General features: G+C 63.3%; 7 protein-coding genes. 3 read left to right on the top strand and 4 right to left on the bottom strand.

Translation table 11 applies throughout. From position 1 onward, the window contains the following. Nucleotides 1-140: 140 nt before the first annotated feature. Nucleotides 141-2,216, bottom strand: a complete 2,076-nt coding sequence (gene metG / locus QZY44_RS15400) for a methionine--tRNA ligase (RefSeq protein ID WP_295447805.1) — start codon at nucleotides 2,214-2,216, stop codon at nucleotides 141-143. Between the two features lie 215 nt (nucleotides 2,217-2,431). On the opposite strand from metG, the gene apbC reads away from it, so the two are divergent. The 3 genes from apbC to QZY44_RS15385 all read left to right on the top strand — a co-directional run bounded on the left by apbC (nucleotide 2,432) and on the right by QZY44_RS15385 (nucleotide 4,033). Continuing rightward, nucleotides 2,432-3,523 carry an iron-sulfur cluster carrier protein ApbC gene (apbC, locus tag QZY44_RS15395; RefSeq protein WP_295447802.1) on the top strand — a complete coding sequence of 364 codons (1,092 nt, stop codon included), beginning with the start codon at nucleotides 2,432-2,434 and terminating at the stop codon, nucleotides 3,521-3,523. 57 nt (nucleotides 3,524-3,580) lie between these two features. Then, the gene (locus QZY44_RS15390) at nucleotides 3,581-3,772 is read left to right on the top strand and encodes a hypothetical protein (RefSeq protein ID WP_295447801.1); all 192 of its coding nucleotides are present in this window, start codon (nucleotides 3,581-3,583) and stop codon (nucleotides 3,770-3,772) included. A 96-nt stretch (nucleotides 3,773-3,868) separates the two neighbouring features. Continuing rightward, nucleotides 3,869-4,033, top strand: a complete 165-nt coding sequence (locus QZY44_RS15385; protein ID WP_295447798.1) for a hypothetical protein — start codon at nucleotides 3,869-3,871, stop codon at nucleotides 4,031-4,033. Here QZY44_RS15385 and QZY44_RS15380 read toward each other — a convergent pair. From QZY44_RS15380 to QZY44_RS15370, 3 genes are all read right to left on the bottom strand, one after another. Then, nucleotides 3,995-9,565, bottom strand: coding sequence for a LamG-like jellyroll fold domain-containing protein (locus tag QZY44_RS15380; protein ID WP_295447795.1), 5,571 nt, complete (start codon nucleotides 9,563-9,565; stop codon nucleotides 3,995-3,997). The two genes, QZY44_RS15385 and QZY44_RS15380, sit on opposite strands and share 39 nt — an antisense overlap. A gap of 1,389 nt (nucleotides 9,566-10,954) precedes the next feature. Beyond that, nucleotides 10,955-11,320: a hypothetical protein gene (locus tag QZY44_RS15375; RefSeq protein ID WP_295447793.1), complete on the bottom strand. Its 366-nt coding sequence runs from the start codon at nucleotides 11,318-11,320 to the stop codon at nucleotides 10,955-10,957. 356 nt (nucleotides 11,321-11,676) lie between these two features. Then, a partial coding sequence (locus tag QZY44_RS15370) for a hypothetical protein (RefSeq protein ID WP_295447790.1) occupies nucleotides 11,677-11,899 on the bottom strand: 223 nt, incomplete at its 5' end.

The raw sequence follows: 11,899 nt of genomic DNA, 5'->3' as shown, positions 1-11,899 counted from the left end.
GGGGCGTTCGCAGGTGACGACGAGATCGATGGTCCGGGGATGGGTACGGTTCTGTTTAGGCATGACGGGTCCTGGGTATGGTGAACCGCCGGTCCGGTTCCTAATGGAGATCGCTGGTCCGCGCAGCGGACCCTACGGGGCTACTTGACCTTCATCCCCGGCTCGGCGCCCTCGTCGGGAGAGAGGATAAAGATGTCCTTCCCCCCCGGTCCGGCCGCCAGCACCATCCCCTCGGAGACGCCGAAGCGCATCTTGCGCGGGGCCAGGTTGGCGACCATCACGGTGAGACACCCCACCAAGTCGCGCGGGTTATAGGCCTCCCGGATGCCGGCGAATACCTGGCGGGTTTCACCACCCAGGTCGAGCGTCAGGACCAGGAGCTTGTCGGCACCCCCCACCAGGTCGGCAGCGAGGATGCGTGCCACCCGCAGGTCGACCTTGGCAAAGGTGTCGTAGTCGATGGTCGCCGCGATGGGGTCGCGCAGCAGATGGGCGGACGTATCGACCTGGACCAGGACCTCGCCCTTGTCGGTCGCGGGCACGCTCTGGTGCGACAGGTCTTCCTTGGATGCCTCCAACAGTGCCGCCACCTGCGCCGGTTCGACCCGGGTCATCAGCGGCTTGAAGGGGGCGATCAGGTGCTCCAGCAGTGGCTCACCCAGGGCCGCCCAGGTAAGCGGCGGGGCCTGGAGGAAGATTTCAGAATCCTCGGCGGTACCGGGCAGGATGGGCCGCAGCCAGCCAATCAGTAACCGGAACAGATTGAGCCCCATGGTGCAGACGCCTTGCAGCTCGGCCTCCCGGCCGGGCTGCTTGGCGAGCACCCACGGGGCCTGCTCGTCAATGTACTGGTTGGCACGATCGGCCAGGGCCATGATCTCGCGCACCGCCCGACTGTATTCGCGCTGCTCGTAGGCGTCGGCAATGGAGTCGCCGGCCGCCACGAACTGCGCGAACAGGGCCGGGTCCGGCAGGGTGGCGGACAGGCGCCCGTCGAACCGCTTGGTGATGAAGCCAGCGCTGCGGCTGGCGATATTGACCACCTTGCCCACCAGGTCGGAGTTCACCCGGGCCTGGAAGTCCTCCAGGTTCAAATCGAGGTCATCCACCCCGGGGCCGAGCTTGGCGGCAAAGTAGTAGCGTAGATATTCGGGATTGAGGTGATCCAGATAGGTCCGCGCCTTGATGAAGGTGCCGCGGGACTTGGACATTTTGGCCCCGTCCACGGTGAGGAAGCCGTGGGCGAAGATGGCCGAGGGGACGCGGAAACCCGCCCCGTCGAGCATCGCCGGCCAGAACAGCGCGTGGAAATAGATGATGTCCTTGCCGATGAAGTGATACAGCTCGGCCTTGGAGTCTTTGGACCAGAAGCGGTGAAAGTCGAGCCCGGCCGCCTGGCCGCGCGGGCTGTCACACAGGTTCTGGAAGCTCGCCATATAGCCGATCGGGGCATCCAGCCACACATAGAAAAACTTGCCCGGGTGATCCGGGATCTCGAAGCCGAAATAGGGCGCGTCGCGCGAGATGTCCCACTCTTGGAGCCCGGACTCGAACCACTCGCCGAGCTTGTTGGCGACCTCCTTCTGGAGGCTGCCGCCGCGCGTCCAGTCGCGCAGCATCGCCTCGAAGTCGGCGAGCCTGAAGAAGAAGTGGTCGGACTCACGCTGCTCGGGCACCGCCCCGGAGACCGCCGAGCGCGGGTTCTTCAGCTCGTTGGGCGAGTAGCTGGCCCCGCACGCCTCGCAGTTGTCGCCATACTGGGCCGGGGCGCCGCACTTGGGGCACTCGCCTATGATGAAACGGTCCGGCAGGAACATCAGCTCGACCGGGTCATAGGCCTGGGTGATGGTGCGCCGCGCGATGTGTCCGGCGTCGCGGTTGCGCGCGTAGATCAGGCCGGCGTAGTGGCGGTTCTCGTCCGAGTGGGTCGAGTGATAGTTGTCGAAGGCGACGCGAAAGTCCGCAAAGTCCGCCTGGTGCTCGGCCGCCACCCGGGCGATCAGGTCCTCCGGGGCGATCCCCTCCTGGCGCGCCTTGAGCATGATCGGCGTGCCATGGGCGTCGTCCGCGCAGACATACCAGCAGCGCTCGCCGCGCATCCGCTGGAAGCGCGCCCAGATGTCGGTCTGGATGTACTCCACCAGGTGGCCGATGTGGATGGGCCCGTTGGCGTAGGGCAGCGCGCTGGTGATCAGGATCTCGCGGGGGTCGCTCATGGGACGGCTCGGTGGAGTGCTTGGGAGGGTATCTAGAGCAAAGTCGGGTAGTATCTCACGAGCGGGAGCGGGCCGACCAACGGCGGCACCCTTGATTTGGTGCGGCCCGGGACCGATTTCCGGACCTTATCAACGGCGGGCGGCGAGCGCAGCGTCGGCCACACACCACGCGCGCCGGCCTCCGCCGGTGTGCGATCGAAATACCGGAGCAGAGCATGGCTGAAGTGACGAAAGAATTGGTCGAGGCGGCAATCAAGGGTTACTTAGAGCCGCACCTCCAACGCGACCTGGTCGCCGCCGGGGCAATCAAAGGGATCGCGATCGAGGGCGACCAAGTCCGGGTCACGGTGGTCCTGGGCTTCCCCGCGAACGGCATCCGGGAATCACTGGCCGAGGCGGTGAAGGCGCAGGTGCTGACGGTCTCCGGGGTCACGGAGGTCGCGGTGGATGTCAGCTGGAAGATCGTCGCCCACGGCGTACAGAAGGCGCTCAAGCCCATTGATCAGGTCAAGAACATCATCGCCGTGGCCTCCGGCAAGGGTGGCGTGGGCAAGTCCACCACCGCGGTCAACCTGGCGCTCGCCCTGATCGCCGAAGGGGCGCAGGTCGGCTTGCTGGACGCCGACATCTACGGCCCCTCCCAGCCGCGGATGCTCGGCATCACCGGCAAGCCCGAGTTCGGTGAGAACAACACCCTGGAACCGATGGTGGCCTACGGGCTCCAGGCGATGTCCATCGGCTTCCTGATCGACGAAGAGACGCCCATGATCTGGCGTGGCCCCATGGTCACCCAGGCCCTGGAGCAGCTGCTGAACGACACCAACTGGGCGGACCTGGACTATCTGGTGATCGACCTGCCCCCGGGCACCGGCGACACCCAGTTGACGCTGGCCCAGAAGGTCCCGGTCTCCGGCGCGGTGATCGTCACCACGCCCCAGGACATCGCGCTCCTGGACGCGCGCAAGGGACTGAAGATGTTCCAGAAGGTGCAGGTGCCGGTGCTGGGCATCGTGGAGAACATGGCCATCCACATCTGCTCCAAGTGCGGCAATGAGGAGTTCATCTTCGGCTCCGGCGGCGGGCAGAGCATGTCCGATCAATACGAGATCGACCTGCTGGGCTCCCTGCCGCTCGACATCCATATCCGCGAAGAGACCGACAACGGCAAGCCGACGGTGGTCGCCCAGCCCGACTCGCGTGCCACCGCCATCTATCGGGAGATCGCCCGCCGGACCGCCGCCAAGCTGTCGTTGACGGCCAAGGACTATGCTGCCAAGTTCCCGCGGATTGTGATTCAGAACAACTAACCTCGGACGGCGCCCGGCGTCCGCGTTGGTTGCGGGCGCCGGGGTGGCGCCGCCCGAGTGGCGGAACCTTCCGGCCATGACGGCTTGGATGCCCAGGACGCCGCCGAACGGGGCCTCGGCGAGGACCTGAGCGAAGTCCCGGACGTGGCCGCCAAGATCGCGCGGCTCCAGGCGCGCCAAGTGCACAAACAGTCCCAGCTCAAGCAGTTGGAGGACAGTGGCGGGACCCAACTCTCGCACGGACCCTGATGCCCGCGCCCTAAGCAAGGCCAATCAGCATCTGGTCGGCGACAACGTGCAGCGCGTCGTGGATTCCCGGACATCCTGGACGAACTGGACTGGGGCATGGACTGGCTGCTCGGGATGCAGGACCCGGCCGACGGCGGGGTCTGGTTCCGCGTCGCCAGCCGCAACTGGGACACCGTACCGCCCTACCTCATCACCACGCCGCACCTGCTGGCCGAGAAGAATTTAACGCAGGATCGCCCGCCACCCCCCCCGGCCCGGTAGACACTCCGAGCAGAATTGACCGATAACAAAGCTTTGGGTCGCCAGTTGGGCCGCGTTGTAGTCCACATTGCCGGCCTGGGCGGCAGCAATGATGCAGGTTCCGACGGCCACGCCGGTGACGGTGCTGCCATTGGTGCCGCTGGTAGTGCAGACGGCGGTGGTCTGACTACTGAAGATGATGGGGTTACCCGAGCCACCGCCGGTGGCCGTGACCCTGCCGGTTGCGCCCACGACGATGGTCGGGGCGAGGCCGAAGACAAGGCGCTGGTTGGCCTTGCCGATCATGAAGGTCGCGGTGACCTGCGTGGCCGCGTTGATGTCGACCACGCAGACACTCGCCCCCACACAGGCCCCGCCCCAGCCGGCGAAGTCATTGCCGTCGTCAGGGCTGGCGCTGAGGGTGACGGCCGCGCCGGATCGGAAGGTCGCGCGGCAATCGCTGCCGCAGGCGATACCCGCAGGGCTGCTGGTCACCGTACCAAGCCCCGTCACCTCGAGCTGGAGGGCAAATCCGGCCAGATCGTTGGGCAGGTTGCCGATGATCGCATCAAAGAGCGTATACCCCACTGCCTGGCCATTCAGCAGCGCCGGTTGGTTACCGTCGCGTCCCAAAGCGCCCAACAGAGTCTCCAGATTATCCGGCAGCCCATTGTGATTCTGATCGTGCCGGAAGCGCCAATCGTCCGGCCAGGGATCGAGATCGTCTCTCACGCCATCGTTGTCGCGATCCGCGACATCGACGGCGACATCGACGTAATAGACCTTGATCACATTCGCGCGCGTCTGACCGCTACCCTCGGGGGCGCGACTCTCCAGAAAGACCGCGAGCGTCAGCAGGCTGTTGCCCTTGAGGTCGAGCGTGCCGGTATCCAGGGCCAGCGGCTGGCTCGCCAGGTCCCTCACATAGCGCAGCGCAGCCAAGGAGGTCCCGTCGAGCAGGGCCACGCCGACCCGCACGTAGTTGTCCGCCGGCTCCAGCCAGTCCTCCTTCACCAGGTCACCGACCATCAGGATCTCCTGGGTGCGCAGACCCCGCACGCCCTCGACGGTGAGCGTCTGACCCTGGGTGATGACCGGCAGCGCGCGGCCGAACCGTTCGCCCACCACGGTACCGCCCAAGACCGGCCCCTCCATCGTCGGGGTACGCAGAACCTTGGCCGCGACCACCGCAAAGTCCCCGCGGGTCATTGGTTCGCCCGGGAGAAAGGCCGCCCCGAGTTGTCCGAGGTAGCCAAAAAAGGCCGCCTCCCGGGCCTGGCGGTACGCCGCATCGTCGACGAAGCTGGCCGCGTCGGGGAAGGCATAGACCGCGGTCAGGCCCCGCGCCTCCAAGAGCCCGGTCGGCACTGCCAGGTCCAGCAGCCGCTCCAGCCAACGGGCCAGCACCTGCCGTGTCACGGGGGCCGCGGGGTCCCAACTGGACGCCGCGTCGATCATGCCCAGTCGCTCGGCGGTAGCCGCATAGGGCGCCGCCCAAGTGTTGTTGATGTAGGCCCCGGCCGCGTCATCGAGCACCCACAGGTTCGCCAGCGCGGGATTGCCTTCGTCCAGGGTGACGAAGCCACGTTCGCGGGCGGCCGACAGCAGCATCTTCAGCCCCTCGGCCTGGGTCGTCGGCTGGTCCGGACAGAAGTTGCGCTGACCTGCGGCTGTGGTGCCGCAGCCGATCACGATCCCTTTGGTCGCCAGGTAATGGATGGCCGCATAGGCACCGTTGGAATCCGCCGCCGGGACCGCAACGTCGGCATAAAAACGCGCCAGCCCGCCGGCGTCCAACACCACGGCGCTCAGCATCTGCTCGCGGCTCTCCAGGCCATCGGAGACCCGCACGCTCACGTCGTGAACCCCGGGGGTCTGAAAGGTGGCGCGATAGGTGTTCCCATCGACGGTCCCGCCCCCGGACACCACCGCGAAGGTCAGCGGGTCCGCGTCCGGGTCCTGCCCGAGCAGCGGCAGGGACAACTCGGCCCCGGCCAGTCCGCCGAAGGCCGGCAACTGCAACGACGAGAAGACCGGCGGGCGGTTGGTGCGCAGCCGCAGCCAGAAGGTGTTACTGGGCGAGTTGTTGATCGTCACCGCCTGGCCGCCGCCGTCCACCAGCTTCCAGACGCTCGACAGGGTCCCAGGTGCGCGCTGCGGATTGATCGGCAGCGTAACCAGAAACTCAGTCTCGGCCGCGATGTCGCCCAAGGCGATCTCCGATACGCCAATGCTCAGGGCCGCATCGGCGCTCACCCCGACCGCCTTGAGGCCGGTGACCGGCACCGCTCCGGTCTTGAAGCGCCACTGCTTGGTGGCGGCGCCGACCTGATAGGTGCCGTCGGGGAGGTTTTCTGACAGGAAGCGGACACTCGGCGGGGGCGGCAAGGGCGGCGGAATGATTTTGCCGATGACCATGCTGCGGGAACCCCCAGCAGCGATGGCTTTGACGTTGACCACTCCGGCCGGAACCGTCGACTGACCCCCGGCCCCCACCCCCGACTGACCCCAGGCCACCACCGTACCGTCCTCTTTGAGCGCCAGGCTAAACGTATGCCCCGCGGCGATCGCCTTCACCCCGCTCAGGCCGCTCGGGACGTTCAACTGACCTCCCCCGTTAGCTCCCCATGCCACCACGGTTCCGTCTTGTTTGAGAGCCAGGCCGTGCGAGCCCCCCGCGGCGATGGCAGTCACCCCGCTCAAGCCGTTCGGGACTGTCGACTGGCCCCAGCCGATCACCGTACCGTCCTCTTTGAGGGCCAGGCTGTGATACTCCCCTGCGGCGACGGCCTTCACCCCGCTCAGGTCGGGCGGGACCGTCGACTCACCATAGGTGTTCTGGCCCCAGGCGACCACCGTACCGTCTTCTTTCAGGGCCAAGTCGTGCTGATACCCCGCAGCGATCGCCTTCACCCCGGTCAGGTCGGGCGGGACCGCCAATACGCCAGCGTTTTCGCTACTCCAAACCGTACCGTCGTCTTTGAGGGCCAGGCGGTGATAAAACGACGCGGTGATCGCCTTGATCCCCCTCAGGCCGTTCTGGGAGCCGTCCACATGAGCGACATAGTTGTCGCCCACGAAAAAGACCACCCCATCTGCACTGAGTGCCACGCCGCTGGAGTGCCCCGTAGCGATCGCCTTCACCCCGTTCAGGTCGGGCGGGACCGTCGACTGACCGCCCATGTTCCAGCCCCAGGCGACCACCGAACCGTCGTCTTTGAGGGCCAGGTTGTGACCTGACCCCGCAGTGACCGCCACCACACCGCTCAGACCGCTCGGGACAGTCGACTGACCGAAACCGTCCAAGCCCCAGCCCACGACCGTCCCGTCTTCTTTGAGGGCCAGACTGTGAGCGTCCCCCGCGGTGATCGCCTTGACCCCGCTCAGACCGCTCGGGACCGTCGATTTACCATAACTGTTATCGCCCCAGGCCACGACCGTCCCGTCGCCTTTGAGGGCCAAGCTGCAATCTACTCCCGCAGCGATCGCCTTCACCCCGGTCAGGTCGGGCGGGACCGTCGACTCACCATAACTATTCCGGCCCCAGGCGACCACCGTACCGTCTTCTTTCAGGGCCAGGCTATGAGCCAACCCCGCAGCGACCGCCCTCACCCCGCTCAGACCCGGCGGGACCGTCGACTGACCATAGCGGTTATAACCCCAGGCCACGACAGTACCGTCGTCTTTGAGAGCCAGACTGTGGGCCGCCCCCGCACCGATCGCCTTCACCCCGCCCAGACCGGTCGGTACCGTCGATTCACCATAGGTGTTCGGGCCCCAGGCGACCACCGTACCGTCCTCTTTGATGGCCAGGCCGCTCGCCCCCTTTAGATCAATCGCCTTAACTCCGCTCAGGTCGGTCGGAAGCGCACTTACCATACCCCAGGCGAACACCGTACCATCTTGCTTTAGACCTAAGTTAAAGTTAGCCCCAGCCGCTAATGCCTTGAACCTGAGATTCCTGACGGCGCTGGTTCTCTCGATGCCAGAGTCGCCCCAGGCAATCACCTCAAGATCACTCGCCCCCGCGCCCCCCGCGGCACTATACAGCCCGCCGATCTCTTTCGCAGACAGTGCGCGGCCATACAAGCGCACCTCGTCCAGCAGGCCTCCGGCATACGGGGCATCTGCGTTCCCGTTGCGGCCCAACAACAATGGTGCAGACGACTGGCGCAACACCGCACGCGGATCAGTCTCCACGGCGGTCTGGACCAGTTCACCATTGAGATAGGTCTTCGCCGTCGCGGTCGCGTTATCGTAGGTCCAGGCGTAAAAGACCCAGCCATCGCCGACTGCCAGGTTTACGGCACCCGAGGGATAGGCGCTCCAATCACCCGGCGTGCCTTTCCACAACCCACTGTTGAATTGTCCGTTGGGCAGCACCGAAGACCGAAACGCGCCCTCCTTGTAGACGTAGTCCTGGGGGCCCGTCAGCGCCTGTCCCTCCCGGTTGACCCAATACGCGATCGTGAGCGCCCCCCGCGGGAAGGCGTCGGCGCCCGCCACGCTCACCCAGTCGGCGGAGCCGTTGAGCCGCAACGCCTTACCCTGTTTGCCGGCGACGCACGCGGGTGAGCCAACGATGGCGCCATTCAGACCATTACCACTGTCGTCAGCCGCATCGCAGGCATCGAAGCTCCAATAGCCTAGCAGACTATCCGGCGCCGCCTGCCTCAACATGACGTCGAGCGGCGCCGGTATACTGTAGTGGACTTTTCCGGAGATTCGGTCAGCGACCGCCAGCACCACGTAGCGGCCGTCGCTGGGCACAACGAAGCTTAAACTGCCGTCGGCTTCAATCCGGACGGCATCGGGCGTTCCCGCCAGGGCGTTACTGATGACGCACTCGCTCCGCGATATGTTGCCAGGGCAGGGGGCCGCGCCGGACAACTCCTTTACTTTCAAATAGACGGTAATATCACCAGTGAGGGGGGCATAGTTGGTAAGCTCGGCATTGAAAAGCGTCAGCTGGACACGATCACCGGCCTTGGCTGCAAATGAGCGGTCGTTGGGGTCAAATGCGGCGCGTGCCGTGTCGGGCACCGCCAGCAGCATCTTTGGCATCGTCTCAAGAAGCGCATCGGCATCCTTGTCCACCTGTATCTGCACGTCGTGCAAACCGGCCTTCAGATCGCGATATGCCTCGGCCAGGAACTTCCGCAGGTAAAAGTTCGTTATGTCGTCGAGACTCATCTCGGGACGTGCGACCGCTTCGAAGGAGTTGATCGTGTCGGGCGGCACACTGACGCCAAACAAGGCCGGAATAGAGATTTTACTCAGATAGCCCTGACCCCAGGATTGATCAGCTTCAAACGCCCGAGCGGCCTCACTGAAGCGATACAAGTTCTCGAGACTCGCCATTAACAGGTTAAAATCACGTTTCTTAACAGCCAGTTCGAGCCACCCGAACTGCGCCCCGTAACCATTGATGTACTCATAAGCGATATCATAGTAATATTCCTGCATTTGAACCGGAGTAAGATAGGACCCGACCGGGTCCGCCACGGCGATATCCCACGGTCTGTCGTCGATAAAGCCCGCGGCTATCTTCATTGTCAGTTCAACGTCATTAAGTAGGCCCGCGACAATCGCGACCGGCGCCGCGACCTTCATCCCAACTTTGTTGAAAGCAGCGACCAGACTGACGCTCGCGGAAGCCACATCCAGTATGTCTTTGACAGTATAAATATTCTCCGCAATCTTGGCAGTGACAAATATAATATCGAGACTGTCTAGTACCATACCGCCCCTTCCTACCCAATCTCCGTATTTTTGCCATTCAATCGTTAACGGCGATTCAAAAGACAAGCTGTTGCGAATCTGATCAAGCTTGATGAAATAGTCCTTCAGGCCTTCACGCTGCACGGCCGTAATGCCTCGCAGCACCGTATTGAGCCGGTCCGCTGTGAATGGTTTTCCAGTCCTTTCCCAAATAAGATCGGGTGCAAATTTGGGCGCAAATATAGCTTGGTCGACGTGACGCCAAAACTGGGATGGCTCGACAGTCGGGATTCCCGCTGCGTAAAGGCCATCGAGCTCTTTCTTAATGGCATCCGTGGTAGACTTGACTGAATCATAGATGGCTTTCGCATCTACCCCAAGGTATTTTGAGACTCCTGTCGGGGCAAATTTTGCCTCAGTGAGCGGTCCGATCATGGGCGAGGCCTTTACTATCCGTCTGATCTCCGCGATCCGGTCGCTACCTTTTAACGAGGGCCGGGCCTGCACAAATTCCTCTATCTTCTGATCGATCTCCCCCATCTCTACCAGCAGGTTCATCTCGCGCTCAGCGATTCTACCCTCAACAACCGTCTTAATACCGACAGCTAAAGTCTTCAGATATTTCTCTTTGAAGTCTTCGTAAGCAGCGATAAATTGCTTCCTTACTGCCGAATCAACCGGAACCGGCGCCAGATAATCCGCCGCATTGCCATTGCCGGCGCAGATCAGCCACACGACCGTCGCGCTAATCAGCAGCCGGCCAAAAAAGGAAGCGCGCGAAGGTATGACTTTCATGGCTATCTCCGTATTATTAAGCCAACCCGGGCGGCCGCAGGGGTTACCACGGAGAAGCGCGTGTGCGTATGATTTAAATGAAAAAAGCGTGTATCCAGCAGCCGGCGGTCGATGACGGGCTGTTCTTGCGCAACATGAGCTTGGTGAGTGTTGCGCCCGCGGGCTTCCACTCGTTTGCGATTTTTCTCGTGTGAAAGCGTTCTAAGGAAACGGTGATCAAATCAACCCTGGCGCACCAAAGCACTGATTGTTAAATAAACAATCTCTGGTCTTGCAGTTTGATCAACTTTCCTTCTAGCGCAGCATGGTAATACACGAAATCAGCCCAGTCAATCGCATATTCATGCCTTACCCAACTCCGGGTGCCGCTGGGGGTAAGACCCGAATGGCACTGACTTAAGCGGACGCTCCATCTAAATCATGCTGTTATGCGTGGTGACTCGATGCACTTTCATGCCTTCTCACTTCGCCTTGGGGTGTCCATCGAGTCGGATCTCCTGTCGGGCCAGTGCCCGGGGGCTCCATGAGCAGCGGAAAATTACGCGGTCGTCGTTTCAGTGCCCGGGGCTCGATCCGGCCGGGACGCAGACCGACCCGCGGCTCGGCCATCATCGCGAGCAAGGCCGCCAGGTCGGCCGCGGTGGCGAGTGCGTCGCGATAGTGTTGCCAGAGGGTCCGCAGCTTGAAGCTGAGTTGGCGGGGGACCTGGTCGGCCAGCAGCGCCGCCTGCGCCATCAGCAGACGGATCAGGTTGTCGGCGGGGAGGTAAACCCAGATTTCCTTCTCCACCATCTCCGGACTTTAGCAGGAGAGTCGATTCATGCCGCGGGTGGTTTTTTGTGTTCCTCAGATCGAGCTCGACGCTCGGGCGGCGTCGATTGAGTGCTTTGATCGCCAGCTTCGGATAGCGGTTCGGGCGCCCGGCAGGCCATACCTCGTGCTGCCACACTGCCGACAGCAGACCACCTTATCGATGTAGAAGCGCGGCAGTTGGCTATAGGTGTTGTTGTGGCCAAGATTCGCGCGCTCGGCCATAACCGCACCGCATGGAGGCTCAATAGTGAGGTCGGTTGGATCGATCCCCACCATAGCCTTTGCTCTCACGACCTGGCTCTCCCTTAGCCGTTGTTGCTTTCGCTTAATGCTGCTCATGGCACTGGCAAAACATGACGACAAGCATCCCGGAGCGCCCGCCAACGATGATCCATATTCGGGTGATCCGGGCCGCGCAGTGCATCACCGCACTTCGCGACGGACGGGTGCTCGAGCAAGGCCGCTGAAGTCATCTTGACTCTCATCAGCGAGGCGATCGGCGATACTCCTGACGCGGCGAGCAAAATTTTCAGCTTGGCGTGCTTGGCGTGCTTGGCG

This window comes from uncultured Thiodictyon sp., from assembly GCA_903837595.1.
GTDB lineage: Bacteria > Pseudomonadota > Gammaproteobacteria > Chromatiales > Chromatiaceae > Thiodictyon.
The sequence above is the reverse complement of the archived record's forward strand: the minus strand, read 5'-3'. Positions and strand labels throughout refer to the sequence as shown.